This is a genomic window from Bacillus cereus group sp. MG1 (genome assembly GCF_040460035.1).
Classification (GTDB): Bacteria; Bacillota; Bacilli; order Bacillales; family Bacillaceae_G; genus Bacillus_A; species Bacillus_A cereus.
Genome location: NZ_JARVGY010000003.1, coordinates 75,014 through 101,706, shown reverse-complemented (window position 1 = coordinate 101,706; position 26,693 = coordinate 75,014). Strand labels below are relative to the sequence as shown.

Genomic DNA, 26,693 nt, shown 5'->3' with positions numbered 1-26,693 from the left:
TGCTGTCACCTACTTTGCATAATAAATCAATTGTTGCGATGATTCATCAATCATCACTTGTTGATTATATGCTAAATAGTCCAATTGTCCAACCGTTTCTGAAATAGTAAGTGGTAATTGTTCTTTATATAATACCGGAAATAGTTTTACACATACTTCAAATGCTGTCATTGGTTTTTCCTTTAATAACTCAAGCACTTTAAAAGCACGTGTTTCTTGCTTTTGTAATCTCGTTTCAATAAGTTGTTTCACATTTAGAACATCTTCCCCATGCCCTGATAAAATGCGTGAAATATTCATTTCGCTTAAACGCTGTAATGTTTGATTATATTGTAGTAATGGGCGTGCCCGTTCTGTTTGCCCTTCATATGGTGGTTCTAGTATTGGATTCGAAGAAATATGACTGATGAGAGCATCTCCACCAATTAATATTCCATCAGATTCTCTATATAAAGAAATATGAGTAGAAGCATGACCTGGTGTTTCAAGTACTATAAATCCAGGCAAAGAATCAATACGATCTCCTTCTCTCACAGTATGCGTTAACGATCTATTACAAGAATATTTAAGTGTCCTCGTCGTCAATAACGACTCGTCTTTCAAAAATGCTGCTGGCACACCAAACTGTAAGGCCGTCTCTCTAAAAAATTCATGATACCGCTTTAAAAATTCTGGATTTTGTGTGATCCAAGGCTCATTCCAAGGATGTCCAATAATATTCGTCTTCTCAGAAAATATATTTAAAAGTCCACAATGATCTGCATGATGATGCGTAATGACTACTGTTTCAATATCTTCTATCGTATGTCCTAATGCACCTAATTGACTTTCTAACGCATTCCTTGCCTCTTCTGTATTCGTCCCTGTATCAATTAATGTTAATGTCTCCCCCTCAACTAAAAACACATTCACAGTTTCCACTGCAAATGGTACAGGAATCTCCATTCGGTGAATCGCCGTCATGCTTAGCCCCCCTGTCTCTTTCCGGTTCAAAAATGAATACTTCTTCAGTTTACAACTTCTATATATATTTGTCATTATTTTCAGATAAAAAGAGGTGTTTCCTATAAAAAAACGAATGTATGTACATTTATAAGAATTTCTAACCAAAATTAAAGGAGGAACATCATGTCTATTCAAAACATTTCCTTTCTCGGTGCAGGCTCTATTGCCGAAGCTATTATTGGTGGCTTGTTACATGCAAATGTCGTTAAAGGTGAACAAATTACTGTAAGTAATCGTTCTAACGAGACAAGATTACAAGAGCTACATAAAAAATACGGTGTCAAAGGTACTCATAATAAAAAAGAATTACTTACTGATGCAAATATTCTTTTTCTAGCAATGAAACCAAAGGATGTTGCAGAGGCGCTTACCCCTTTTAAAGAATACATAAATAATAACGTGCTTATTATTTCATTACTAGCAGGTGTTTCTACTCACTCAATTAGAAAACTACTTCAAAAAGACGTTCCAATTATTCGTGCAATGCCAAATACATCCGCAGCCATTTTAAAATCAGCTACCGCTATCTCCCCTTCAAAACATGCAACAGCGGAACATATTCACACTGCAACATCTTTATTTGAAACGATTGGTCTCGTCTCTGTTGTAGAGGAAGAAGATATGCATGCTGTCACTGCATTATCCGGAAGTGGACCTGCTTATATTTATTACGTAGTGGAAGCTATGGAAGAAGCTGCAACAAAAATTGGTTTAAAAGAAGATATTGCAAAATCACTTATTCTTCAAACGATGATTGGTGCTGCTGAAATGTTAAAAGCAAGTGACAAACACCCTTCTATTTTGCGAAAGGAAATTACTTCTCCTGGTGGAACTACTGAGGCAGGTATTGAAGTATTACAAGAACATAAATTTCAACAAGCACTTGTTTCTTGTATTACACAGGCAACGAAACGATCACATAATCTTGGAAAAACATTAGAACAACTAACAAAAGAAAAATAGAAAAAGGAGCTCAAGTTTATTTGAGCTCCTTTTTCTATAATTTACACTTAGTTATTGTTCTTCCCAAAAATCTCTTCTTGCAGGCGACGACCAGTTGGCGTTGCTGCAAGTCCACCTTCTGCTGTTTCACGAAGTGCTACTGGCATCGTTTGTCCGATTCTAAACATTGCCTCAATTACTTCATCACATGGAATTGTACTCGTTACACCAGCTAATGCTAAATCTGCTGAGATCATCGCATTTGCAGCTCCTGCTGCATTACGTTTTACACAAGGTACTTCTACAAGTCCTGCAACAGGATCACACACTAAACCAAGCATGTTCTTTAATGAAATTGCCATCGCTGTAGCTGCTTGATCTTGTGTTCCACCAGCCATCTCAACTGCAGCTGCAGCCGCCATTCCACTTGCTGAACCAACTTCAGCTTGGCATCCTCCTGCCGCACCAGAAATACAAGCGTTATTCGCAACAACCATACCGAAAGCTCCTGCTGTAAATAAGAATTCAATCATTTCTTCACGTGTAGGCTGCAATTTTTCTCTTAGTGCAAATAGTACACCTGGCACTGTTCCAGCAGACCCTGCTGTTGGTGTTGCACAAATAATTCCCATCGCTGCGTTTACTTCATTTGTTGCCACAGCTTTGCTTACTGCATCCAAAATCGTATCTCCAGATAAGCCTTTTCCACTCTTCATATACGCTTGAACTTTTACAGCATCTCCACCAGTTAAACCAGTTGGTGATTTCACGCCGCGAATACCACGTTCTACTGCTTGCTCCATCACTACTAAGTTCTTTTCCATACCAGCAATTACTTCTTCACGTGAAATACTTCTTGTTTCCATTTCACATTGAATCATAATTTCTGCGATTTTTACATTTTGTTCTTTAGCTTGCGCCACTAGTTCCGCTGCGTTCCGAAACATGGTGTGTCCCCCCTGCAATTATTCCATAATAGTTACTTGACAAATATTTTGTTGCGCTTTTATTTCTTCAATTACTTCATCTGCTAATAATTCATCTGTTTCGATGACCATAAGCGCTCTTCTTCCTTTTTCTTTACGAGATACACTCATCGTACTAATGTTAATCTCATGTTTCGCAAGGATTGAAGCTACCGCTGCAATAGCACCAAAGCGATCGTTATTTACAATAAGTAGTGCTGGGCTCGTGCCTGATAATTGAAGATCGAATCCGTTTAATTCTACAACTTCAATTTTACCGCCACCAATTGAGCAAGCAACAACTTCAATTTCATCTTCACCTTTATACAAACGAATTCTCGCTGTATTTGGATGAGGTGCATTGGCATCTTCTTCAATGAATTCCACTTCAATTTCGCGCTCTTTTGCTATTTCTAGCGCCTCTGGAATACGTAAGTCATCTGTTTCAAATCCTAATATTCCACCGATTAGTGCTACATCCGTACCATGCCCTCGATACGTCTTTGCAAATGATCCATATAACGAAATGCTTACTCTTTCTGGTTCATGACGAAACAGCTGGCGAGCAACTTGCCCCATTCTTGCCGCGCCTGCTGTATGTGAACTTGATGGTCCAATCATAACTGGACCGATAATATCAAATACTGAGCGATACTTCATCATAACTCCCCCTAAACCTCTATGAAAAAAATTTATTCTACTATTCTATTAAGCTGCTACATCTGTCGCTTTTCCAGTTGTACCACGAATTTGTTCTGCTATACGAATTGGATAGTTTTTGAATAAAAGTAATCCAATATAACCTGAAATAACACCAGTTATCATAATACATAAGAATCTTAGCATTATTTTCATTTAAAAATGATACAAGATAATCCACAATAAAGTCTGGTAGCAATCCAAAGTTTAACACAGAAGCCATTGCAAGCATAGCATAAACAAGTGATATAACCATTGCTAATGCAACTAAATTTGCACCCGCTATTCCACCTAGACTACCTGCTGATGTTCTGAACTCTTTTAAAGAGTGGTATACCTACCAATTAAATCTCCACCACCTTATTAATAAAAAGCTTCAACTAAGGAACTTGCAATAGATACACTCGCTAATCATATCGTTTAGCTAAAAAGTGAAAAAGACTTATGACAAATAATAGTAATATCTTTCCTATTATAATTCTCGTGTTACTCTCTCATGATTTAGTCAACTTCACTTGTTACGATAATGACTAAAATACATGTGACTTATCATAAATTATAATCTGCCCTCATTATAGCTTGTTTTTTATAAAACGCTTACTTTTGTTGAATTTTAAAAGTTCTGAATAAAAGTCCATTTCTGCTATTTGTATCACTTGTATGTCATCTGACTTATATAACAGTTTTTCTAAATAATCATTATTTCGTATTTTTATCCTATATATTCAAACCATCCTAATTTTCTGTATCATCCAAGTATAAGTATAAAATAATAACAGTTTTATTTTTAAATTTTTTTAGACAAAAAAAAATGGTAACCCGCCGTTACCATTTTTTATAAAATTATCATTTTTCTACTGGGAATGATTTCAAATCCGTCGCTATTTCTGTATTAGAAAACAACTCTCTAGCCTCTTTCAATAATTCCTTATATGTATCTCCTTGATAGCGAGAACTAATGTGAGTTAATATTAGTCGCTTCGCATTTGCCTGAAGTGCAATGCTCGCAGCTTGCTTAGATGTAGAATGAAAATAATCATACGCTTGTTGCTCATCTTCTGCTGCGAAAGTCGCTTCATGGACAAGTACATCTGCATCTTGCGCAAGCTCCCTACTCGCTTCGCAATATCGCGTATCACCTAAGATAGTAATAATTCTTCCTTTTTGAGGTGGGCCGATAAACTCATTTCCATTTAATATCGTGCCATCCTCTAATTCAACTGCTTCACCATCTTTTAAACGTTTAAAGATTGGACCTGGTTTCACACCCATCTCAAGCAACTTATCAACTAAAAGAGCACCTTGTATATCTCTCTCTACAATACGATATCCAAAACATTCTATACCGTGTGACAATCTTTTCGTTTCTACATAAAATTCATTATCTTCAAATACGGTACCTTCTTCTGTTATCTCCACAACTTCAAGTGGATATTTCACATGTGTCGTACTTACCGATAATGCCACTTCAATAAATTGTTTAATTCCTTTCGGTCCATACACCGTTAAAGGCGTAGTTCCTCCTTGAAATGAACGGCTACCTAATAAACCAGGCAATCCAAAAATATGATCGCCATGTAAATGCGTAATAAATATTTTTTCAATGCGGCGCGGACGTACAGATGTATGTAATATTTGATGTTGCGTGGCCTCGCCACAATCAAATAACCAAGTTTGTCCTCGTTCTTCTAACAATTGTAAAGCAATTGCTGAAACGTTCCTTCCTTTTGAAGGAACACCTGCACCAGTTCCTAAAAATACAAATTCCACTTTCTTTCCTCCAGCTCTAAATATACTCTATCTCTCATCTTACGGAATGTTATTTCAAATGGCAAATTGAATTTACATAACCAATCATCTAGACAACTATATAACACGAACATTATACTTAAAAAATTTAGCCATCGTTCGTGTTTTGTGGTAAAATGATTATACTACATTTTAAGGGAGCGTTTTATTATGAAAGAAGTATTTCGTTTACAAACTGATTTTTCATCTTCATTTGATCGCTGGGTAAGTTCTTTCGTGTCTGATCACCCAGCACAATTAGAATGGACAACTTTAAAGGAATTAATCCATGAATATACAACATCACATACAAATGATACGTTACCAGCATATATTTCTTCAGCTTTAACATATTACGCCCAACGTGTTTCAACTACAAACAGTTCAGAGATTGTTATTTTTGAAAACCCTACAATCTCGTAATCTATAAATAAAAAAGCACTGGTTACAGTGCTTTTTTATTTATACTTATTTAGTAAATCGTCATATTCCGTCCAAAAGTTTGTATACATCCTTTGATCAAACTCATCTAAAATTATCTTGTCACTTGATTTATTAAATAATTCTTTTGCTTGTAATGCAAAAGAAACAATTTGTCTTCTATATTCATTTTCATTCAATTCTATATGAAGCCCTTCATAGTATATAGCCTTTTGATCAGTAGAAATAACTTTGACAAAGTCCTTTAAAATCACGTTTTTACTTATATGGTTTATAGTCCAATGAATTGAAATTGGGCATCCTAACATTAGCATAGTGCCACATCCGTGCAAAATAAGCCCCTCTTCATTTTTAATATCACAAATATATTCTTTATCTAAAGTTCGTAACAAAGCTAAAGCTGATTCACTTATTCCCCATTCCTCATCCATACCTGCCTGCGTAATAATGGTTCCAGCCATATTTAAATATATTTCTCCATGAGAACATAAATCTTCCTGCTCATTAAACAACCATTTTTGATTCTCAATATTTATAATAAAATTTTGTGGTACCATTACAAATTCCCCTTTTATAAAAATATTTATTTTCCATATTATTTATAATCAATATCATGCATTTCATCCCATATATCTATTATAAATCCATTTAATATTTTAAAAACACAGATAAAAAAGATATTGACACTACGATTTTACAGTGCTAACATCAACATGTAATTGAATATGGTCTCTGTTAGGTGAGGCTCCTGTATAGAGAAACGCTGCTGCCCAAAAATGTCGAGAGACGCCAATGGGTCAACAGGAAAGGTCGGAATGAAGGCCTTTTTTAACGTAGCTGGTTTCAGTACCTATGCTATACAGTGCTAAAACTCAACGAGGGAGAGGTGCATGTATTTTGTCATACACAAAAACTGTTTTTATTTATGTTTACTAACAGTCTTTGTTGTAGACTCTTTTAACTGCGAATTCAGACCTTTACTCGTTTTGAGTAAAGGTCTTTTTACGTATATATGCACCTTACTATGAAACAAACATAGCATATTCAGAAACTACTAAATTGTACGGAGGTGAGGAACAGTTGGCAATTGATGATTCGGCCCAGATACCCATACGTTTTACATTCATATTTCATCATGTAGGTAGGAAAGAAACTGTTCCTCACCATTTCAAATAGTTAGGTAACAGATTGTTTCCTCTTTCATGACAGAGGAGGAACTACTGATGTTTAATTTACAAAGACAAGAAACAAAGCATGCTTATGAGCAAGATAGCATGCAAACAAATAACGAATTATTAGTGGAGGTTGCAACACATGATGTAAGCTCTGCGTTAAAACTTCTAGAAACAACACAAGATGGATTATCTAAACAAGAAGCGTCTCGTAGACTTTCTTTATACGGTCCGAACGAAATAGCTCATAATAAAATGGCGCCGTGGTACATTCAATTTCTGCTGGCATTTAAAAATCCATTTATTTTCGTTTTATTAGCTCTTGGAGCCCTTTCCTTTTTCACAGATGACATACAAGGAACAATTGTCGTATCTGCAATGGTCCTACTTAGTGCAACAATTCGGTTTTCCCAAGAATTTCGTTCTCAAAAAGCTGCCGATAAGTTAAAAGCTATGGTTCGAACAACTGCGAGCGTATTTAGAATAAATGGATTTGTACATGAAACAAAAAATGTAACGAATTTAAATCGAAATTACACAACAGAAATTCCAATTGAGGAACTTGTACCTGGCGATATTATTTCCCTTTCAGCCGGTGATATCGTTCCAGCTGATGTGCGTATTGTATCCGCTAAAGATTTATTTGTTAATCAATCTTCTTTAACAGGGGAAGCACTCCCTGTAGAAAAATACGAACACTGCTATCATACAGAAAATAAGCATATCTTACCGACAAACATGAAAAAAAATTACAATCCACTCGATATGGAAAACCTTTGTTTCATGGGAACAAATATTGTAAGTGGCAGCGCGAAAGCTGTTGTCATCTCAACAAGTACCGATACGTATTTCGGCTCTTTAGCAAATAAGGTAATCGGAAAGCGTGTAGAAACAAGCTTTGATAAAGGTGTAAACAAAGTAAGCTGGCTCTTAATTACATTCATGCTTATTATGGCACCTATTGTCCTTCTCATTAATGGATTCACAAAAGGAGATTGGCAAGAAGCTTTCTTCTTCGCTATTGCCGTCGCTGTTGGCCTTACACCTGAAATGTTACCAATGATTGTAACTGCTAATTTAGCTAAGGGTGCCGTTAACATGTCTAAACAAAAAGTAATTGTAAAACAGCTAAATTCTATTCAAAACTTAGGTGCTATGAACATTCTTTGTACAGATAAAACCGGAACTTTAACAGAAGATAAAGTGGTCCTTGTTCGTCACTTAGATCCCAAGGGGAATGAATGCAATCGCGTCTTGCAATTTGCCTATTTAAATAGTTTCTATCAAACTGGATTGAAAAATTTAATAGATAAAGCTGTTATTAAGCATACAGAGGAAAACAATAAATTTAATCCATTAGCTTTTCAAAAGCTAGATGAAATTCCATTCGATTTCGCCCGCCGACGTATGTCAGTCATCGTAAAGGATAGTTCAGGTGAACATACAATGGTTTGTAAAGGTGCCGTAGAAGAAATTTTATCAATTTGTAACTACACTGAAGTGGATGAAAAAATCGTCCCACTCACCGAGGAAATACGTTCAAATGTCAAAAAACTAAGTGAGACACTAAATAGTGAAGGTATGCGGGTTATTGCTGTGGCTTATAAAAAAGATAGAAGAATAAATGATAAAGAGTACGCAGTAAAAGACGAAACTGATATGATTCTCGCTGGATATATCGGCTTTTTAGATCCACCGAAACCATCTGCAGCAGCTGCAATTCAAGCATTACAAAAACATGGTGTACAAGTGAAAATTTTAACTGGCGATAACGAAATTGTTACAAGAAAGGTTTGTAAAGAAGTTGGATTAGATATCGGCGAACCAATCCTCGGTTACGAGATTGATTCTTTACCAGATAAAGCATTAGCAAAACTTGCTGAAGAAACGACTGTATTTGCGAAGCTTAATCCAATGCAAAAATCTCGTATTATACACGCATTACAAGGAAATGGACACACTGTAGGTTACATGGGAGACGGCATTAACGATGCCGTAGCATTACGTGAAGCTGATGTCGGAATATCTGTTGATACTGCTACTGATATTGCGAAAGAAGCTTCCGATATTATTCTACTCGAAAAAAGTTTAACTATATTAGAAGCCGGGATTTTAGAAGGACGTACTACATTCGGAAATATTTTAAAATATATTAAGATGACAGCTAGCTCTAACTTCGGTAATGTGTTTAGTGTGTTAGTAGCAAGTGCTTTCATTCCTTTTTTACCGATGCTTGCCATTCATCTTTTAATTCAAAACTTACTTTATGATATTTCACAACTTTCTATTCCATGGGACAAAATGGATAAAGAGTTTCTAGAAAAACCACGAAAATGGGATACTGCAAACTTACGAAACTTCATTATTTGTATCGGCCCAATTAGTTCCATATTTGATATTATCACATACGTAGTCATGTGGAATGTATTTGGTGCAAATACACCGAGCGAGCAATCATTATTCCAGTCCGGTTGGTTTGTCGTTGGATTGTTAACACAAACTTTAATTGTTCACATGATAAGAACACAAAAGATTCCATTTATTCAAAGCACTGCATCAACACCAGTCGTTTTATTAACCGCTCTTATTATGGCAATCGGGATTTATATTCCATTCTCACCACTTGGTGCAGCCGTTGGTTTACAAGCATTGCCACTTAACTACTTCCCTTGGTTAGTAGGAATACTATTAGGCTACGCTTTTTTAACACAATTCCTGAAAAAGCTTTATATTAAAAAGTTTCATAGCTGGTTGTAAAAATAAGAATGAGTGGGTATTCCCCGCTCATTCTAAAAGACATAACACATATTATATATGGAGGTGACCATGATGGTATGGTACGACATTGTATTCAGATTAGTTATCGCAATTATTGTAGGAGCTTGCATTGGAATGGAAAGACAATGGAGACACCGAATGGCTGGGTTACGGACAAATGCTCTCGTATCACTTGGTGCCTGTATATTTGTTTTATTATCCGTCATGCTTGATCATGATGCTAGCCCATCCCGCATTGCTGCTCAAGTCGTTAGTGGCATTGGCTTTTTAGGGGGTGGCGTTATTATCCGCGATGGTTTTAGTATTAGAGGGCTAAATACGGCAGCTACTTTATGGTGTGCAGCTGCTGTCGGTACTCTTACAGGCGCCGGTTTCCTCGTTGCAGCTATATTAGGTGCAGCTGGCGTGTTACTAGCAAATATACTTCTTCGCCCAATTGCTCTTTTTATGAATAAAAAATCAAAAGAAGAATCACCAGAACAAACGAACTACTTACTTTCCCTTACTTGTTCAGAAGAAAATGAAGCACATATTCGTTTTTTACTTATGCATATGGTAAGTACAGAAGGGCTCGGTTTAAAAGAATTGTATAGTGAAGATGTAGATTCTAATCAAAAAGTTTGTATACAGGCTACATTACATTGCAAGACAAATGCGGCTATCTTAATTGAAAAAATAGTAAGTAGAATGCTATTAGAATCTGGCGTTACTGGAGCTGGATGGAAGACTTCTTTAAATTTAGAAGCGAGTTAAACAGGAAAGGTGTCATGATTTTACTACTTCATGACACCTTCTACATAAACTTATTTTCTAACTTTTGTTGAAACGACTTCTCTTGCTTACGTAGTAGTTGACTACCTCGTTGTAAAATCGGTGTTCCATACTTATCGTTAATTTGATCAATGACAGCAAGTAGTGGTTCTTTTTTCGCATCCTCTTCAAATGAAAACAAATCTAATTGTTTCACCGATTCTGTCTTCCACTCTATTTCAGTAGCTGTAACACCTAGTAAACGAATGGAATCACCATCCCAATGTTGCTTCCATAAACGGGATGCTGCTTGAAAAATATCGCGTTCTTCCCAAATTGCATTTTTCAATTGCTTACTCCGTGTTACTGTTCGCCTATCATGGTATTTAATCATAATTTGAATATTATAGCTGACAAGGGTTCGCTTTTGTAATCTTTTACTCACTGATTTTGATAACCGTTCTAACATATCAAGCAATTCTTTCTCTTCATCCATATCCTTTGAAAAAGTCATCGAGTTACCGACACTTTTATGTTGGCCCATTTGACTCGGATCCACTTCCCTATCATCCATACCTTTTGCACGCTTTTGTAAATCAATACCATGCTTCCCAATTTTAGCGCGAATGATATGCTCGTCTCCCTTCGCTAACTGTTCAATTGTATGTATATGAATTTCATTTAATTTTTCAGCTGTTTTTTCTCCAATCCCATGCATTGCTTCAACTGGAAGTGGCCAAATCATTTCTGGAATATCACGTTTTCGAAGTACGGTAATACCGAGAGGTTTTTTCATATCAGAAGCTGTTTTTGCTAGGAAAAGATTTGGAGCGATTCCGATACTACACGGAAGCTGCAACTCTGTTAATAGTGCTTGTTGAATCATCTTTGCTATTTCAAGAGGCGAACCGAGTGCGTAGCAATCTGTAATATCTAAATATCCTTCATCTATTGAGACTGGTTGTATCTTTTCTGTAAAACGGGAAAGGACTTGAAACATTTGAAATGAAGCTTCGCGATATAATGTGAAATTAGGACGCCTTACAACTAATTGCGGGCATAACCTTTTCGCTTCCCAAAGGGGCATCGTCGTACGTATTCCGTATTCTCTCGCCTCATAACTACATGTTATAATAATTCCTTTTCTCTCTTTTTCATTTCCAGCAACCGCTAATGGCTTTCCTTGTAATGATGGATCATGAGCAATTTCAACAGATGCGAAAAAGCAATTCATATCTACATGTAAAATAACACGACCATTTTTCGGATACATTTCTCGCATAGTACTCACTCCCTAATCAGAACGTTCGTTCTTTCATTATATCAAATTTTGCACAATAGTTATAATAATTACTTGTTCTTTTTATAATCGATATAAAGAGGATATATATGTGAAAGGGTCTGATTATGATGAGATCAACTAATAAAGTGAAACTTTAATCAGCCCTCACCTAAATTCTTTACTTTCGCTGAATTTTGAGGTGGGGGGCTTACTGTCCGGCAAATAGCGGGATAAACTCAATTATACATTCCTTGTAGTTATATTAATCATTGCAATTAATTATTTACTACTTCCGATTTTCAATATGAATACGTTAGGATTATTCCTTCGTCTAGTACATGTAGCAACAACGTATATACTTCCATAGGTTTTCTTATATTGGCTTATACGTCTTGTCAAAGCAATCGAATCAAAATAAAAAGCGTGTAAATCACAATTGATTTACACGCTTTTTCTATTCCATTACTTCGCTACTTCTTCAATAATTGCAACAACTAATTCTGCTGTTTTTGCTAATTCTTCAACAGGAATCTTCTCGTTTGTTGTATGAATTTCTTCATAACCAACTGCTAAGTTAACTGTTGGGATACCATGTCCTGCAATTACGTTTGCATCACTTCCGCCACCACTTTGGTGAAGAGAAGGTGTACGACCAATTTTTTCAGCTGCACGTTTTGCAACTTCTACAACATGATCACCATCAGCAAATTTAAATCCTGGGTACATAACGTTTACTTCAACGTCTGCATGCCCGCCCATTTCTTTTGCAGTTGTTTCAAATGCTTCTTTCATTTTCGCAACTTGTGCTTCCATTTTCTCATTGATTAAAGAACGAGCTTCTGCAAAGATTTGTACATGATCGCAAACGATATTCGTTTGTGTACCACCTTCAAAACGTCCAATATTTGCAGTCGTTTCAGAGTCAATGCGACCAAGTGGCATCTTCGCAATTGCTTTCGCTGCGATAGTAATTGCAGATACACCTTTCTCCGGCGCTACACCAGCGTGAGCTGTTTTCCCGCGAATAATTGCGTTCACTTTCGCTTGTGTTGGAGCTGCAACAACGATTTCACCAACTTTTCCATCGCTATCTAATGCGTAGCCATATTTCGCTGTAATACGCTCACGGTCTAATGCTTTTGCACCAACAAGACCTGATTCTTCTCCGACTGTAATAATAAATTCAATTTTACCATGAGGGATATTTTTCTCTTTTAAAACACGGATTGCTTCGAACATTGATGCTAATCCAGCTTTATCATCCGCACCTAAAATTGTTGTACCATCTGATACGATATATCCATCTTTAATAGAAGGCTTAATTCCATTACCAGGAACTACTGTATCCATATGAGAAGTAAAGTAAATTGTATCAACACCATCTTTTGTTGCTGGTAAAGTACAAATTAAGTTACCTGCACCATGACCAGTTACAGCCATTGTGTCATCTTCAAATACTTCTACACCTAAATCTGTAAATTTCTTCGTTAATACTTTGCAGATTTCTGCTTCAAATTTCGTTTCAGAATCTACTTGTACTAATTCCATAAATTCATTTACTAAACGTTCTTGATTAATCATAAGACTGCGCCTCCTGCACTACCATTATGTATGTAACACTATTAATTATAACAGAATTTCGCAAAAGTTTCGAAATACAAGACAAAAAACAGATGGTTTACATGTCTAGATAACCATCTGCTTTCTATTACTCATTTAACAATACCCAGCGCATATGATCTTCCCACACGCCATTTACCATTAACATCTTCCTAGATACGCCTTCATATTGAAAACCTATCTTCGTTACTACTTGTATAGATGCTAAATTACGAGGCATAATCGGAGCTTCTATACGATGTAACTGAAATTCCCCAAAAGCAACTTGAATTGCTTTTCTAAGCGCTTCTGTCGTATACCCTTTGTTTAACTCTGCTTTATCTAATTTATAACTGAGTACACAAGATTGATAAATGCCACGAACGATTAAATTAAATGAAATACACCCAATTATTTTCGTATCATCACCCTTTTTAAAAATCCATAGTCTGATGATTTTCCCTTCTTCGAACTCTTTTCTATCCTTTTGCAACTTTTTCTTTTGATAATCTAGCGTAAAAAAATCATCCGGTCTATACTCTTCCCAAGCTTTTAAAAATTCACGATTTCTGTCGTAATATTGAAGAACTGTTTCAGCATACGACTCATCAATTTCCCTTAAGTATAAACGATCTGTTTCGTATATTTTCATCATCGTATCTCCATTCTTCAGCTTGCCCAACTAAAAATTAACAATATACCCTTTTACTATATTCTCTACACACTCTCAAATTTCCTGTTATATTTTGCAATCCCCTCCCGAATTTTGTCCTCACTCTCCCCTTGTCCATAATTTCATTTCTCGTTACAATGAAATTGTACTGATTTGCAAGGAGGTATAACGATGCATAAAAAAGCTCAAAAAGTTATGGTTTATGTGATGCTAATTTCTATGCTTGTAACAACATTACTTGCTGGCGCGAGTATGTTTTGGTAAAAAGGGCGATGTGTTCGTCCTTTTTTTACTTTTTACACATAACAAAATAAACCATCTCGACATCGAGATGGTTTATTTTATATAAAACACAATCGCTACAATACTAAAGGAAAATGACATTACAAGCGCTATTACAAAACTTGTATATTGTTTCTGCTGAAATGCCCCAATAACAAAAGTGAGATTAAGTAATGCCATACATACAATCGCTACAAGATAAGAACATATATTAAAAGTTGCCAATATGAATGTAATAACAAATAGAAATCCCATAAAAAACTGCATATACGAAAGTTTTGGATTCAAGTACATATGAGCAACCCCTTTATCTAATTTTATCTTTCTATACTCTCATTAACGCACGGTTATGTACACATGTCAAGACAACTTATTATAATAGAAAAAGCCACCCTTTTCGTTGGCTTTTTCATATGCGACGGCTCCTTTTTCTTTTGCCAATTGCTGAAATGATTTTTTCGATTTCACAATCCATACTTTCGTTCCAATTGGAATGCGATCAAACAAATATTCCACATCGTTTTTCTTCATTCTTATACACCCTTGTGAAATATACTTTCCAATTGAACTCGGTTGGTTTGTCCCATGTATTCCATATTTACTTCCATCAGTTCCTCTTGCATTAAATCCAATCCACCTTGACCCAAGTGGATTTTTTGGCGATCCACCTGGAATATCCTTCGCAATGTAATACGGATCCTTTGCTTTCATTACAACATCAAAAGTTCCTTCTGGAGTTAATTCATTCGTTTTCCCTGTCGCTACTGGAAAAACCTTTTGAATCTTTCCATCGTCAATGTAAGCTAATTTATTCGTTGCTTTATTTACAATAATAAAAGGATCTCCGGCACGTGGATTATCCCCAAGAGGCCAAATCGGTGATAAAGAAAGACATAATATGATAGAGAGAAGATACGGCATAGATAATTCCTACCTTCTATATAAGTTCTTTTATATTATCCTTTCCCTTAAAGCGACTTTTAATGAGTAAATATTGTTCCATTTCATACACAAGTTGAACAAGTTTCGCACGTATCTCAAATTCTTCGCGTGTAGCTGGCAATGGCATGTCTCTAAATAATTCCCTCATTTCTTGAAGCTGCCTTAAGGAAATAACGCCAGTACTTTCAGGGCTAATAGCATTACCAATGTTTTCAACAACATCTGCAATCATGTCAGCTTGTTCATATGTCCACGATAAAGAAGCTGCTAGTGGTATCATTCGCTCTAAAATTTCGAATTGTTGCATACGCATATTAAAATAACGATAGTAATAATCATCTTCTCGCATAAATGCATTCTCAAGTTTTTTAAACGATAAATCTCTTGCTTCATTTAACATATTCTCGGTTTCAATGAGTTCTGCTCCACTCCAACTACTTTCTCGATTTCGTAAATACACAACCATTTCAAACAAAATCGTTTTAAAATTACTCTCTATTTTATCCTGGTACTCTTTTAGCTTATTTTCACTACTCGGCATATACATATTTACTAATAACGCCACGCTAATCCCTATCGTTAATATAGCAATTTCATTTCCAACTATAAGCCATGTAATTTGCTTCAATGAATATAGATGCATAACAATAACTGAACTCGTGACAATACCTTCTTGAATTTTAAGCATTACTGCAGTCGGAATAAATGTAAGTAACAATATGCTAATTGCAAGTGGTGTATAGCCAATCGTTTCAAAAATACAAAACGCGAATGCCATTGATAATACACACGCTAGAAAACGATGTAACGACACTTGAAGTGATTTGCGCTTCGTATTTTGTACACATAAAATAACTAAAATACCTGCTGAACTATAAAATTCTAACCCTAATAACTGAGCAATAAAAACTGCCGCACCTGTCCCTATTGCTGTTTTTACTGTACGATATCCAATTTTAAACATATCATTACTCCTATATGTATAAACGTATTTACAGCTAGTATAAGAAAAGGATGACACAATGTCATCCTTTTCTACTTATTATTCACATAACCTTTTCATATTACAATATTTTTTGTAAAAATTGTCGCGCACGTTCACTTTTCGGCGCTGCAAAAAATTCTTCTGGCGCACTATCTTCTACAAGCTTTCCTCCGTCCAAGAAAATAACACGATCTGCCACTTCTTTTGCAAAACCCATTTCATGTGTAACGATAGCCATCGTCATTCCTGTCGTAACTAACGATTTCATAACTTCTAACACTTCTTTCACCATCTCTGGATCTAGCGCCGATGTCGGTTCATCAAATAACATAACTTCCGGTTCCATCGCTAACGCTCTTGCAATTGCTACACGTTGCTTTTGTCCTCCCGAAAGACGATTTGGATACGTATCTTTTTTATCTACTAATCCAACCTTTTTTAAAAGTTTCTCAGCTTTCTTTTCAGCTTCTTGCTTCGTTACCCCTTTTACATTGATAGGAGCATACGTAATATTTTCTAATACAGTCATATGAGGAAATAAGTGAAAATGCTGAAATACCATACCGACATTTTCACGAACATGCATAACATTCGTTTTCGGATTCGTTACTTCTTCCGTTCCAATCCAAATGTGACCATTCGTTGGTGCTTCTAACATATTCATACAACGTAAAAATGTTGATTTTCCTGATCCAGAAGGCCCTATAATTGCAACTACTTCCCCTTTTTCAATCGTTGTTGTAATTCCTTTTAATACTTCGTTTTTACCAAATGATTTATGAAGGTTTTCAATTTTAATCACTTTTCTTCATTCTCCCTTCAATTGCCTTCCCGACTAATGTAAGAATAATGACTAACATATAATAAATCAGTCCAACAAAAAGTAATGGTTCAAGATATTTAAATGTCTCACCGCCTACAATGTAAGCACGACGCATTAAATCAGTCGCGCCTATTACTGTTACTACAGCCGATTCTTTCGTAAGTGTCGCAAATTCGTTCACAAGCGCTGGTAATATATTTTTTAATGCTTGAGGGAAAATAATATTTCTCATCATTTTTCCGTACGGTATCCCTAAAGCCATTGCTGCTTCTGTTTGTCCTTTATCAACCGCTTGAATACCAGCACGAATTACTTCTGACATGTATGCACCTGAATTCAAGCTAAATGCAAGTACAGCAGCTAAGAATGCTGGTATTTCATAACCAATTATTTGTGGGACGCCGAAATAAATAATCATTAATTGCAATACAAGGGGTGTACCACGAAAAATTGATGTATAAAAATCTGCTGCTATATTTAATGCTCGTATTCTAGCAATTTTACAAAGTGCTAATAGCGTTCCTAAAATAAATCCTGCTAAAGCTGATACTGCTACAATTTTCAAAGTAACTTCTAAACCTTTTAGTATATATGGTATCGAAGGCGTAATCGCCGAAAAATCTAAGTTCATTCTTTTCATTCCCCTCACAGAAAAGTGAAAGGCAGCTTATTTTCCGCTGCCAAACCATTTCTTCACTAATTTATCCATTTCTCCATTTTCTTGCATTTTTTTAATTACTTTATTAAATTCAGCTGTTTTATCACTGTTTTTCGGAAGGGCAATTGCTGCTCCAACTTCTTCTGGTGCTTCTTTAATTTCAATTCCTTGTAAATCTTTCATTTTCTCTAAATAATTTTTAGCAACTGTGTCTTCTATAATTGCAGCATCAAAACGACCAGCTTTAATTTCCTGTACGATTTCTGGTATACGGTCACGTCCCTCAACTTGGAAATCTACTTGTTTTTTAAATTCTGCTGCTTTCTCTTCCTGAATAGACCCTGTTTGTACTCCTACTTTTTTCCCTTTTAAATCCTCTACAGATTTAATGTTAGAATCCTTTTTAGAAATGACCATATTTTTCGCAACAAAATAAATATCTGTAAAATTAACATTATTTTTACGCTCTGCAGTTGGCGTCATGCCTGCCATTACGAAATCAACTTTTCCTGAACTAAGAGATGCTAATAAACCACCAAAATCCATATCTTTCACTTTCACTTCATACCCAAGTTCTTTTCCGATATATTTAGCAACATCAACATCAAAACCAATAATTTCATCACTTTTTGAAGCTTCCACGTATTCATATGGTTTATAATCCGCTGAAGTCCCCATAACCAGTACTTTTTCACTTTTTCCAGTTGCCTTTTCTTCCCCATTACTACAAGCGCTGAATATACTTACAATTAAAATAAGTGCAAACGATATTGATACTAACTTCTTCATCTTTCTTCCCCCTAATAATGTATATTTAAAAGTTTAATAGAATATTTATTCGATGTTTGTATTGTATCAGCACTTTTATTTTTATGCAATATATAAAATAAAAATAAATAAAAAAGCAATACAAACACTGCTTATTATGTATAAAATAATGCATAAAATAACATAACTATTATCTCATGAATTTTAATAATAAATAAAAAAGGCGGCACATCCACTTGATTGTGGATGTGCCGCCTTTTCTCTTATTTTTTATAGTTCTTCACAATTCTCTTCGAAATACGATTGTAGTTTTGCAATAACTTGCATCGGTTCATGACCTTCAATTTCATGACGCTCTACCATCGTTACAATTTTTCCATCTTTTAATAAAGCAAATGATGGAGAAGAAGGTGGGTACCCTTCGAAATATTCACGCGCTCTTGCTGTCGCTTCTTTATCTTGACCTGCAAACACCGTTACAAGGTGGTTAGGACGTTTATCATAATGTACGGAATGCGCAGCAGCAGGACGAGCAATACCACCTGCACAACCACATACAGAGTTTACCATTACAAGTGTTGTTCCATTTCTTTTAAACGCTTCTTCTACCGCTTCCGGCGTCGTCAATTCTGTATATCCAGCAGAGACAATTTCTTCACGCGCTTGGCGGACAACATCATTCATAAAAAAGTTAAAATTAATCACTCTTTTCCCTCCTCTAAAACTACCTATTTGTATCTTACCAGTTAATGTTTATGAAATACAAGTAAGTTTACTTGTATTTAAGTATAGAAAAGGTGTTAGAGCTCTTGCTCTAACACCTTTTCTTTAATGACCACGATGTTTTTGCTTTGCTTTTAGTACTTTCATTAAACGTCTTCTTTCTTTTTCAGCTTCTCGCTTCTCTTTAGACTGCACTTTCTTTTCTTGTTTATGCAATTCATAAGATAAACTAATTGCCTCTTGCGCCTTAGTAAAACGTTTAACATTTGTTTCTTTTGCTGCTTGTCGTATGATACGCTTTATGTTTTTAGGACGCTGTTTTTCTTTAACTTCTACACCACATTTTGCAAAGTGCTGAAAATGCTCTAAAAGTGAACCATTCACAAACATAAGCACTTCTTCATCTGACAGTTCCGACCCAAAAATATACCTCGCTCCATACAATTTCCCTTTTTCTTTACATGTAATGATTCCAACAAAAAATTGGCCATCGTGATATACTGTCAAATCCATTGACAGCCCCTCCTTTAAAAGATTAGAAATACGGGACATCCCGGAGGGGAAGGTTACTGACATGAAATCATGCGTCTGGACTACCAACCAGAGCTGTGTTTTTGTATTTCTTTCACTATTATTATATCTTTTTTTCCATAATCTTCATATATTCAGCAATCATTTTTTTATGCGATCCTACAATATAGTCAGGTAGTTCTGTTACTGAAAAAAATTTAAGCTGAACTGCTTCTTCTTTATTCATAACAAAATCCCCTTCGTATTCATCCGTATAATAGGCGGTTGTTACAGATTGAAATTCATCACCGTTTTCTAATTTTGTAAAGTAGTTCGCTCCAGAAAATACATTGATTAGTCGCAAGTTCTTCACTTTTATTCCTGTCTCTTCATATACTTCACGATAAGCTGTTTCTTCTGGTGATTCACTAAGCTCCATTAGCCCGCCAGGTAGCCCCCATTTTCCGTACGGCTCTGTCCGCTGCTGCAATAAAACATATCCATTTTCATTTATAACGAGTACAACAGCACCAACTAAAATTAAAGGGCGATGACCAACTATTTTTCGTAATTCTTCTACATATCCCACCGTATCGCCTCCTTTTTCGTTGTCCACACTATTGTATCATATGTACGAAACGACAAAATGCGTATATTTTTCATTTTTTTAACAAAATATTTATTTTATGTGATTCATCTACTGTAGCTAACATAATAGATTCGACTTCTGTACTCTCCTCTAGAAATTCTCTCGCCCACGCTTCTGTTTTTCCTAATAATGCAAGAACATCTTTCTGTATCCTCCCATCCTTTACTAATACAAAAGAAACTGGAGATTTTTTTCCCGCCACTTTAAGATCAAGCCGCGAAACTGCTTCATATTCTGGATACCGAAATATAGAAACGACACCGTTCGCTTCCCATAATGCTAATTTAATCGTTTGAATATCGCTCACATTTCGCATACGAAGTTCCGAAAACAAATATTCCACGGTAATTCTCGCCTTTTTCAAATTGCTAAAATCAATGGAACCATTATGTATAAGAATAATAGGTGCTGGCTCTAAAAAACGTCTCCATCTATCCCATTTCAGCATTAAAACTGAGCTTATAATATGAAGTACAACAAGTATGAACGTTGTAATCATCGATCCCAGTAACCCTACTTTTTCATCAGACAATGAGTTAGAAATATTCCCACCAAGCAATAACACTAATACAACATCTAAAAAACGAAGTTGTGCGATAGACCTTTGCCCCATCGCTTTCGCAACTAATATTAAAAATATGTATGCTATAATAGCCCGAATAACCCATTCACTATTAGAAAGATGCCGTGCTCCTTCAAAAATATGCATATGCATCACTTTGCACTCCTTACCCGTCTCAAACTGCTATCCTGTTTTAGTTTGCAACGTTTATGAGCATATATGTAAAAAAAGCTGGTTCGTTTAAAAACGAACCAGCTTTTTTTACTTAACTGAAAACATATATTTTTTATAAGTTTTCCGTACCGATAATATGAGCCCCATCATAATCATATTTGAGAATAAGGAACTTCCCCCATACGATAAGAAAGGTAATGCAATACCTTTTACAGGCATTAATCCAACGATCATACCGATGTTTTGGAATATTTGAACTGTTAATATACCGATTGATCCAGCGCATAATAATGTACCAAATAAATTATCAGCGGAATAACCAATAATAATTGTTCGATATAGTAGTAATAGGAACAAGAAGACAACTAAGGCTGCTACGATAAATCCACCTTCTTCGGCAATTGTAGCGAAAATAAAGTCAGTATGCTTCTCGGGAATATAGACGCTTCCTCCCCCAAACCCTTTACCTTCCATTCCTCCACTACCTACAGCTAAAATCGATTGCTGTGTTTGATAACCTTGATCTGCATTTTCAAATGGATTTAACCAACCTACAATACGCGACTGTTGGTGAGGCTTTAGTAAAGTAACTAAATTATTATAGAAAAAATCTTGATACTTAAAGAAAATAAATATTAAAGCAGATAATATGGTCAACGGAATAACTGTACATAATGCTATCAATTTCTTTTGAATACCTGACATAAATAAAATACATGCAATAGCAGCAGCATATAAGAACACCATACCTGTATCAGGTTGACTATATACAACCGCCATAGGTGGAAGTGACACTAGCATAATTTTACCTACTAGCTTTAAATCTGTTTGGAATGTCCTTGCCATATACTGTGCATTATGTTTCACTGCTATACTCGCTACTACAAGTAGCAATGCAATTTTGAAAAACTCAGACGGCTGAATTTGTCCAAATACTGGGAAAACAAACCATCTTTTTGCACCTAATTTTTCAGGTGTAAAACCTGATGGTGGTAATACTTTCAAAAGAATAAGTGAAGCAAACCCAGCAATATAAAGCGGCCAAGATAATTTTTGCAATTGATCTAAGTCGATGCTTGCAACAAGAAGTAACAATACAACCCCAATTATGTAGTTAACACCTTGTTTCATAGCAAAGTTTGCAGCTCCATACTGTCCCGTTTGCTGACTGCTATATATAGCAGCTATACTCGTCACACATAGTGCACACAAAATTAAAATTAATTTTACATCTAAACTTTTTAGAAACTCGGTACTTCTTTTCATGACATCCTCCTGAAACATTGTTACGGCAAAAATAAAAAACCAGGAGTCAACATTCTTCATGTTTTGACGACTGATTACACATTATCTATAAAACACTTATATAGAATAACTCTCTTTTTCATACAATACAATATATTATACTACAGTTTCGTCAGTAAGATTTGCCAAAAAAATTATTCTTTTCTTATTTTATATCCATATACCATATATCAGCAATGTATTTTCGTAAATTCCTAATACATAATCGTTTATTGTAAGATTACTGGGAAAGATATTTATACATATAGTAGGATGTAGATGAAGAAATAAGATAATAAAAAGCTCGCATAAGCGAGCTTTTTATTCAGAGTGTTGGGAAACCCTTTAGGGTTCCCCACACTCTGGAATCATTTTGATTTTAGCGAATAAAAACAACATAAAATAATAGAGTTTCAAAAAAATAGCCCTCCACCAGACCTTTTTTGGTCAGATGGAGGGCTATTTTTTTCATGTTTTGACAAGTTGCGGTGAGATAAGCCTGCATTTGGACAGACTTCAGCCCCCGAAATCGAGCATATCGATAGCCATGTAGTTCTTTGGCGTCCGCAAAGCTTCGCTCTATAGTTGAACAGCGTACTTTGTACAACTTTTTCCCTGTAACTGTTAGTTTGTTTTTTCTAGCGATATCCTTATATTTCTCCCATATATGATGAGTGATAACTTTTTGTTTTTGTTTCTTTGAAAAACATACCTCACGTAGCGGACAAACAGCGCAGTCTTCTGGGTTGGATTTATAGTGACGATATCCTTCACGATCCGTTGTCGCATACTCTAAAATACACCCCACCGGACAAGCAAATGCATTCATTTCTTCTACATATTTAAATTGGCTTTTTGGTACTTCTTTATTTCGTTTTCCAAATCGGCGATACCCCATCACCATAAATATATTTCTCTCCGATAATTTCTTACAGATATACCCTGTAAAATAGCCTGCATCAAGAGCTACAGCTTCCACTTTAAATCCGAATTTATCAATTTGAGCTTGTAGACGCGCTAAATATGGCTCGGAATCTGCCATATTTCCAGCCGTTACATAAGTATCTGTAATAATATTGTACTTCGCATCAGTCGTACGATGGTCTAAGAAATGAAAACCGTTCGGTTTTCCATCTCTCATTAAAAATCCACTATCTGGATCCGTAGTACTTATACGAGTTTTTTTAGTGGGAGTATCACTTTCCTTTCTGGGTTTTAATTCTTTTTTTCGTGTACCTCACGATCTTCAATTACCGCAGCTTCTAGTTCATCTATATAAAACTTTGCCTTTTCTTTTTTATATTTATGTACAAACTTATTTTTATTAGCATTGGCCTTAATGTGCGTAGAATCTGTCATCAGCGCACGTCCTCCCACCATCCGGTGCTCTGTCGCTTGCCTCACGATCTCATCAAAAATTTCTTCGAAAATATTTGTATGAATAAAGCGAGTACGACGATTCCAACTGATTGTAGAATGATCTGGAATAGTATCTGATAGAGAAAACCCTAAAAACCAACGGTAGGCGATATTCGTTTTAATCTCTTTTTCCAATTGACGCTCCGAACGAATACCGTAAAAATATCCAATAAACATCATTTTAAATAAAACGATAGGATGGATTGACGGACGTCCATTGTTTTCACAGTAATAAGGGCGTAACTTCTCTTCAATAAAATCAAAACTAATTGTCGCTTCGATCGCACGAAGGAAATGATCTTGTGGAACCAACTCTTCTACAGAAACAGATACACGTTTATCACGATGATTTTTTAAAGCACCCATCATAAAAAATCTCTCCTTTACCTCTTTTTATCAGTGTTGACACATAAAAAGAGGTTCAGACACAAAAACAGGCTGTGGAGAAGACTTTCTCCACAGCCTGAATAAAAAGCTCGCATAAGCGAGCTTTTTATTAATATACAGATGTATTATTTTCTGACATGTTTTCTAAAATTTCTTTAACACGTCCTAAGAACTTACCACAAATTAAACCATCAAGTACTCGGTGATCAAGTGATAAACATAAGTTAACCATATCACGAGCACCGAACATACCGTTATCCATAATTACTGGGCGTTTTACAATTGATTCAACTTGTAAAATAGCCGCTTGCGGGTAATTAATAATACCCATAGATTGAACAGAACCGAATGATCCTGTGTTATTAATTGTAAATGTTCCACCTTGCATTTCGTCTGCTTTTAACGATTTCGTACGTACTTTTCCTGCAAGTTCTGTAATTTCACGAGCAATACCTTTAATTGTTTTCTCGTCCGCTTGCTTAATTACTGGTACAAATAGTTCTTCCTCTGTTGCAACAGCGATAGAAAGGTTAATATCTTTCTTCTGAACAATTTTATCGCCAGCCCACATTGAATTAATTTGAGGATACTCTTTTAACGCTTGTGCTACTGCTTTTACGAAGAAAGCAAAGAACGTTAAGTTAAAGCCTTCACGCTTCTTAAAGTCACCTTTAATTGAGTTACGGTATGACACAAGGTTTGTCACATCTACTTCAATCATCATCCAAGCATGTGGTGCTTCGTGTTTACTACGTAGCATGTTTGCTGCGATTGCTTTACGCACACCTGTTACTGGAATTTCAATATCTCCAGGCATTGTAGGTACAGAAACTGGTTTCGCAGCTTCTACTTTTTGCGCTACTGGTGCTGCTTTTGGTGCTTCTGGGCGAGCTTCTACTACTGCCGCTACAGCTTCCTCTTTCTTCGCCGCACCTGCTTGTGGGATATTTCCAGATTCCACAAGCTTTAAAATATCTTTACGAGTGATACGGCCGTTTGCTCCCGTACCTTCTACTAGATCTAAATCAACGTTATGCTCACCCGCAAGCTTTAACACAGCTGGTGAAAAACGTGGTTTTCCATCAGTTGGTTGCTTTACTTTCGGTGCTTTTTCAGACGTAGCTATTTCTGCCTTTGATTCTTCTTTTGTTTTTTCCTCAACAGCTGTTGCTGCTACTTCATCTGCGCCTTCTACTTGAATAACACAAACTACTTCACCTACAGCTAACGTATCACCTTCACCAGCGATTAACTCTTTCACAACACCCGTGAAAGAAGATGGTACTTCAGCATTTACTTTATCAGTCATTACTTCTGCAAGCGGATCATACTTATTTACGTGATCGCCAACATTAACGAGCCATTTACTAATTGTGCCCTCTGTAACGCTCTCCCCGAGCTGAGGCATTGTAATATTTTCTACAGCCATGTATAGTCCCCCCGATTAAAATTCCGCAAGTTCACGCATTGCTTTTTCAACTTTATCTGGATTTACCATAAAGAATTTTTCCATTGTTGGTGCATATGGCATTGCTGGAACGTCTGGACCTGCAAGACGTGCGATTGGCGCATCTAAATCAAATAGACAGTTTTCAGCGATAATTGCTGCCACTTCACTCATAATGCTTCCTTCTTTATTGTCTTCTGTTACAAGAAGAACTTTACCTGTTTTAGAAGCTGCTTCAATGATTGCTTCTTTATCTAATGGATATACAGTACGTAAATCAAGAATGTGTGCAGAGATGCCATCTTGTGCTAACTTTTCAGCCGCTTGAAGAGCAAAATGAACACATAATCCGTACGTGATAACTGTAATATCATCACCTTCACGTTTTACATCTGCTTTTCCGATTGGTAATACGTAGTCATCCTCCGGTACTTCACCTTTAATTAAACGATATGCACGTTTATGTTCAAAGAATAATACTGGATCTTCATCACGAATGGCTGCTTTTAATAAGCCTTTTGCATCATATGGTGTAGAAGGGATAACGATTTTTAAACCTGGTTGGTTTGCAAACATCGCTTCTACAGATTGTGAATGATACAATGCACCGTGAACACCCCCGCCAAATGGTGCACGGATTGTAACTGGACAAGTCCAATCATTATTAGAACGATAACGAATTTTTGCTGCCTCAGAAACAATTTGGTTTACTGCTGGCATGATGAAATCAGCAAACTGCATTTCAGCGATTGGACGCATACCATACATTGCTGCACCAATTGCTACCCCAGCAATTGCAGATTCTGCAAGCGGTGCATCAAGCGCACGATCTTCACCAAATTGATCATACAAACCGTGTGTCGCTTTAAACACGCCACCTTTTTTACCAACATCTTCTCCTAAAACGAATACTTTCTCATCGCGTTCCATTTCTTCGCGCATTGCTAATGTAATAGCATCAATATAAGACATTACAGCCATGAAAC

Annotated in this window: 27 protein-coding genes and 1 riboswitch; of the genes, 5 read left to right on the top strand and 22 right to left on the bottom strand. The window is 36.0% G+C overall.

The features are described from left to right. Nucleotides 1-9: 9 nt before the first annotated feature. Entirely contained in the window at nucleotides 10-963 is a 954-nt protein-coding gene (locus tag QCI79_RS30400) for an MBL fold metallo-hydrolase (RefSeq protein ID WP_000125118.1), read from the bottom strand. 165 nt (nucleotides 964-1,128) lie between these two features. On the opposite strand from QCI79_RS30400, the gene proI reads away from it, so the two are divergent. Next, nucleotides 1,129-1,968, top strand: coding sequence for a pyrroline-5-carboxylate reductase ProI (gene proI / locus QCI79_RS30395; RefSeq protein WP_000027252.1), 840 nt, complete (start codon nucleotides 1,129-1,131; stop codon nucleotides 1,966-1,968). Nucleotides 1,969-2,015: 47 nt separating this feature from the next. Here proI and sdaAA read toward each other — a convergent pair whose 3' ends face one another. From sdaAA to rnz, 3 genes are all read right to left on the bottom strand, one after another. Further along, nucleotides 2,016-2,894 carry an L-serine ammonia-lyase, iron-sulfur-dependent, subunit alpha gene (gene sdaAA / locus QCI79_RS30390; protein ID WP_000489461.1) on the bottom strand — a complete coding sequence of 293 codons (879 nt, stop codon included), beginning with the start codon at nucleotides 2,892-2,894 and terminating at the stop codon, nucleotides 2,016-2,018. An 18-nt stretch (nucleotides 2,895-2,912) separates the two neighbouring features. Further along, nucleotides 2,913-3,572, bottom strand: a complete 660-nt coding sequence (sdaAB, locus tag QCI79_RS30385) for an L-serine ammonia-lyase, iron-sulfur-dependent subunit beta (protein WP_000877445.1) — start codon at nucleotides 3,570-3,572, stop codon at nucleotides 2,913-2,915. Nucleotides 3,573-4,457: 885 nt separating this feature from the next. Beyond that, nucleotides 4,458-5,381 carry a ribonuclease Z gene (gene rnz / locus QCI79_RS30375; RefSeq protein ID WP_000397458.1) on the bottom strand — a complete coding sequence of 308 codons (924 nt, stop codon included), beginning with the start codon at nucleotides 5,379-5,381 and terminating at the stop codon, nucleotides 4,458-4,460. A gap of 189 nt (nucleotides 5,382-5,570) precedes the next feature. On the opposite strand from rnz, the gene QCI79_RS30370 reads away from it, so the two are divergent. Beyond that, nucleotides 5,571-5,822, top strand: coding sequence for a DUF3932 family protein (locus tag QCI79_RS30370; protein WP_000665709.1), 252 nt, complete (start codon nucleotides 5,571-5,573; stop codon nucleotides 5,820-5,822). Nucleotides 5,823-5,857: 35 nt separating this feature from the next. On the opposite strand, the gene QCI79_RS30365 is transcribed toward QCI79_RS30370, so the two are convergent. After that, nucleotides 5,858-6,397, bottom strand: a complete 540-nt coding sequence (locus QCI79_RS30365; protein WP_000249059.1) for a hypothetical protein — start codon at nucleotides 6,395-6,397, stop codon at nucleotides 5,858-5,860. 167 nt (nucleotides 6,398-6,564) lie between these two features. Beyond that, nucleotides 6,565-6,732, top strand: a riboswitch (M-box (ykoK) riboswitch). Between the two features lie 331 nt (nucleotides 6,733-7,063). Here QCI79_RS30365 and mgtA point away from each other — a divergent pair. Next, the gene (gene mgtA, locus QCI79_RS30360) at nucleotides 7,064-9,769 is read left to right on the top strand and encodes a magnesium-translocating P-type ATPase (RefSeq protein ID WP_000482701.1); all 2,706 of its coding nucleotides are present in this window, start codon (nucleotides 7,064-7,066) and stop codon (nucleotides 9,767-9,769) included. Between the two features lie 72 nt (nucleotides 9,770-9,841). Further along, nucleotides 9,842-10,543, top strand: a complete 702-nt coding sequence (locus QCI79_RS30355) for an MgtC/SapB family protein (protein ID WP_000262344.1) — start codon at nucleotides 9,842-9,844, stop codon at nucleotides 10,541-10,543. Nucleotides 10,544-10,583: 40 nt separating this feature from the next. Here QCI79_RS30355 and QCI79_RS30350 read toward each other — a convergent pair whose 3' ends face one another. From QCI79_RS30350 to QCI79_RS30340, 3 genes are all read right to left on the bottom strand, one after another. Next, nucleotides 10,584-11,822 carry a DNA polymerase IV gene (locus tag QCI79_RS30350; RefSeq protein WP_001208855.1) on the bottom strand — a complete coding sequence of 413 codons (1,239 nt, stop codon included), beginning with the start codon at nucleotides 11,820-11,822 and terminating at the stop codon, nucleotides 10,584-10,586. A 462-nt stretch (nucleotides 11,823-12,284) separates the two neighbouring features. After that, nucleotides 12,285-13,403, bottom strand: coding sequence for a tripeptidase T (locus QCI79_RS30345; protein WP_000609803.1), 1,119 nt, complete (start codon nucleotides 13,401-13,403; stop codon nucleotides 12,285-12,287). 127 nt (nucleotides 13,404-13,530) lie between these two features. Then, nucleotides 13,531-14,076, bottom strand: coding sequence for a GNAT family N-acetyltransferase (locus QCI79_RS30340; protein ID WP_001987197.1), 546 nt, complete (start codon nucleotides 14,074-14,076; stop codon nucleotides 13,531-13,533). A gap of 189 nt (nucleotides 14,077-14,265) precedes the next feature. On the opposite strand from QCI79_RS30340, the gene prli42 reads away from it, so the two are divergent. Then, a complete protein-coding gene (gene prli42 / locus QCI79_RS30335; RefSeq protein ID WP_000549040.1) occupies nucleotides 14,266-14,358 on the top strand; it encodes a stressosome-associated protein Prli42 in 93 nt (30 codons plus the stop codon). A 72-nt stretch (nucleotides 14,359-14,430) separates the two neighbouring features. Here prli42 and QCI79_RS30330 read toward each other — a convergent pair whose 3' ends face one another. From QCI79_RS30330 to bfmBAB, 14 genes are all read right to left on the bottom strand, one after another. Further along, complete coding sequence (locus tag QCI79_RS30330) at nucleotides 14,431-14,670, bottom strand: DUF3894 domain-containing protein (protein WP_000281167.1); 240 nt, start codon at nucleotides 14,668-14,670, stop codon at nucleotides 14,431-14,433. A 66-nt stretch (nucleotides 14,671-14,736) separates the two neighbouring features. After that, the gene (locus QCI79_RS30325) at nucleotides 14,737-15,297 is read right to left on the bottom strand and encodes a L,D-transpeptidase (RefSeq protein WP_001146565.1); all 561 of its coding nucleotides are present in this window, start codon (nucleotides 15,295-15,297) and stop codon (nucleotides 14,737-14,739) included. Nucleotides 15,298-15,313: 16 nt separating this feature from the next. Continuing rightward, nucleotides 15,314-16,282 carry an aromatic acid exporter family protein gene (locus tag QCI79_RS30320; RefSeq protein ID WP_000472667.1) on the bottom strand — a complete coding sequence of 323 codons (969 nt, stop codon included), beginning with the start codon at nucleotides 16,280-16,282 and terminating at the stop codon, nucleotides 15,314-15,316. Between the two features lie 100 nt (nucleotides 16,283-16,382). Next, entirely contained in the window at nucleotides 16,383-17,105 is a 723-nt protein-coding gene (locus QCI79_RS30315; protein WP_000590209.1) for an amino acid ABC transporter ATP-binding protein, read from the bottom strand. Next, complete coding sequence (locus QCI79_RS30310) at nucleotides 17,098-17,757, bottom strand: amino acid ABC transporter permease (RefSeq protein WP_001046915.1); 660 nt, start codon at nucleotides 17,755-17,757, stop codon at nucleotides 17,098-17,100. The genes QCI79_RS30315 and QCI79_RS30310 overlap by 8 nt, the downstream gene beginning before the upstream one ends. A gap of 36 nt (nucleotides 17,758-17,793) precedes the next feature. Further along, nucleotides 17,794-18,573, bottom strand: coding sequence for a transporter substrate-binding domain-containing protein (locus QCI79_RS30305; RefSeq protein WP_000737668.1), 780 nt, complete (start codon nucleotides 18,571-18,573; stop codon nucleotides 17,794-17,796). A gap of 249 nt (nucleotides 18,574-18,822) precedes the next feature. Next, complete coding sequence (locus QCI79_RS30300) at nucleotides 18,823-19,236, bottom strand: BrxA/BrxB family bacilliredoxin (RefSeq protein WP_001979317.1); 414 nt, start codon at nucleotides 19,234-19,236, stop codon at nucleotides 18,823-18,825. Nucleotides 19,237-19,380: 144 nt separating this feature from the next. Continuing rightward, nucleotides 19,381-19,788 carry a YjdF family protein gene (locus tag QCI79_RS30295; RefSeq protein WP_000366590.1) on the bottom strand — a complete coding sequence of 136 codons (408 nt, stop codon included), beginning with the start codon at nucleotides 19,786-19,788 and terminating at the stop codon, nucleotides 19,381-19,383. Nucleotides 19,789-19,909: 121 nt separating this feature from the next. Beyond that, the gene (locus tag QCI79_RS30290; protein ID WP_000542555.1) at nucleotides 19,910-20,374 is read right to left on the bottom strand and encodes an NUDIX hydrolase; all 465 of its coding nucleotides are present in this window, start codon (nucleotides 20,372-20,374) and stop codon (nucleotides 19,910-19,912) included. A 70-nt stretch (nucleotides 20,375-20,444) separates the two neighbouring features. Continuing rightward, nucleotides 20,445-21,149, bottom strand: coding sequence for a DUF421 domain-containing protein (locus tag QCI79_RS30285; RefSeq protein WP_000550971.1), 705 nt, complete (start codon nucleotides 21,147-21,149; stop codon nucleotides 20,445-20,447). Between the two features lie 108 nt (nucleotides 21,150-21,257). Next, entirely contained in the window at nucleotides 21,258-22,436 is a 1,179-nt protein-coding gene (locus QCI79_RS30280) for an FtsW/RodA/SpoVE family cell cycle protein (RefSeq protein ID WP_000831181.1), read from the bottom strand. Nucleotides 22,437-22,833: 397 nt separating this feature from the next. After that, a protein-coding gene (locus tag QCI79_RS30275) for an IS1182 family transposase (protein ID WP_209291804.1) occupies nucleotides 22,834-24,242 on the bottom strand; the annotation gives its coding sequence in 2 pieces (ribosomal slippage) (nucleotides 22,834-23,684 and nucleotides 23,684-24,242; 1,410 coding nt in all). Between the two features lie 127 nt (nucleotides 24,243-24,369). Then, nucleotides 24,370-25,689: a dihydrolipoamide acetyltransferase family protein gene (locus tag QCI79_RS30270; protein WP_000257679.1), complete on the bottom strand. Its 1,320-nt coding sequence runs from the start codon at nucleotides 25,687-25,689 to the stop codon at nucleotides 24,370-24,372. 15 nt (nucleotides 25,690-25,704) lie between these two features. Then, on the bottom strand, nucleotides 25,705-26,688 hold the full coding sequence (gene bfmBAB, locus QCI79_RS30265) for a 3-methyl-2-oxobutanoate dehydrogenase subunit beta (RefSeq protein WP_000290071.1): 984 nt from the start codon (nucleotides 26,686-26,688) through the stop codon (nucleotides 25,705-25,707). Nucleotides 26,689-26,693: the final 5 nt, after the last annotated feature.

Coding starts and splice junctions, on each gene's coding strand:
- QCI79_RS30400 (WP_000125118.1), bottom strand. CDS start 963: ATGACGGCGATTCACCGAATGGAGATTCCTGTACCATTTGCAGTGGAA.
- proI (WP_000027252.1), top strand. CDS start 1,129: ATGTCTATTCAAAACATTTCCTTTCTCGGTGCAGGCTCTATTGCCGAA.
- sdaAA (WP_000489461.1), bottom strand. CDS start 2,894: ATGTTTCGGAACGCAGCGGAACTAGTGGCGCAAGCTAAAGAACAAAAT.
- sdaAB (WP_000877445.1), bottom strand. CDS start 3,572: ATGAAGTATCGCTCAGTATTTGATATTATCGGTCCAGTTATGATTGGA.
- QCI79_RS30370 (WP_000665709.1), top strand. CDS start 5,571: ATGAAAGAAGTATTTCGTTTACAAACTGATTTTTCATCTTCATTTGAT.
- QCI79_RS30365 (WP_000249059.1), bottom strand. CDS start 6,397: ATGGTACCACAAAATTTTATTATAAATATTGAGAATCAAAAATGGTTG.
- mgtA (WP_000482701.1), top strand. CDS start 7,064: ATGTTTAATTTACAAAGACAAGAAACAAAGCATGCTTATGAGCAAGAT.
- QCI79_RS30355 (WP_000262344.1), top strand. CDS start 9,842: ATGGTATGGTACGACATTGTATTCAGATTAGTTATCGCAATTATTGTA.
- QCI79_RS30350 (WP_001208855.1), bottom strand. CDS start 11,822: ATGCGAGAAATGTATCCGAAAAATGGTCGTGTTATTTTACATGTAGAT.
- QCI79_RS30345 (WP_000609803.1), bottom strand. CDS start 13,403: ATGATTAATCAAGAACGTTTAGTAAATGAATTTATGGAATTAGTACAA.
- QCI79_RS30340 (WP_001987197.1), bottom strand. CDS start 14,076: ATGATGAAAATATACGAAACAGATCGTTTATACTTAAGGGAAATTGAT.
- prli42 (WP_000549040.1), top strand. CDS start 14,266: ATGCATAAAAAAGCTCAAAAAGTTATGGTTTATGTGATGCTAATTTCT.
- QCI79_RS30330 (WP_000281167.1), bottom strand. CDS start 14,670: ATGTACTTGAATCCAAAACTTTCGTATATGCAGTTTTTTATGGGATTT.
- QCI79_RS30325 (WP_001146565.1), bottom strand. CDS start 15,297: ATGCCGTATCTTCTCTCTATCATATTATGTCTTTCTTTATCACCGATT.
- QCI79_RS30320 (WP_000472667.1), bottom strand. CDS start 16,282: ATGTTTAAAATTGGATATCGTACAGTAAAAACAGCAATAGGGACAGGT.
- QCI79_RS30310 (WP_001046915.1), bottom strand. CDS start 17,757: ATGAACTTAGATTTTTCGGCGATTACGCCTTCGATACCATATATACTA.
- QCI79_RS30305 (WP_000737668.1), bottom strand. CDS start 18,573: ATGAAGAAGTTAGTATCAATATCGTTTGCACTTATTTTAATTGTAAGT.
- QCI79_RS30300 (WP_001979317.1), bottom strand. CDS start 19,236: ATGAATGATGTTGTCCGCCAAGCGCGTGAAGAAATTGTCTCTGCTGGA.
- QCI79_RS30295 (WP_000366590.1), bottom strand. CDS start 19,788: ATGGATTTGACAGTATATCACGATGGCCAATTTTTTGTTGGAATCATT.
- QCI79_RS30285 (WP_000550971.1), bottom strand. CDS start 21,149: ATGCATATGCATATTTTTGAAGGAGCACGGCATCTTTCTAATAGTGAA.
- QCI79_RS30280 (WP_000831181.1), bottom strand. CDS start 22,436: ATGAAAAGAAGTACCGAGTTTCTAAAAAGTTTAGATGTAAAATTAATT.
- QCI79_RS30270 (WP_000257679.1), bottom strand. CDS start 25,689: ATGGCTGTAGAAAATATTACAATGCCTCAGCTCGGGGAGAGCGTTACA.
- bfmBAB (WP_000290071.1), bottom strand. CDS start 26,688: ATGGCTGTAATGTCTTATATTGATGCTATTACATTAGCAATGCGCGAA.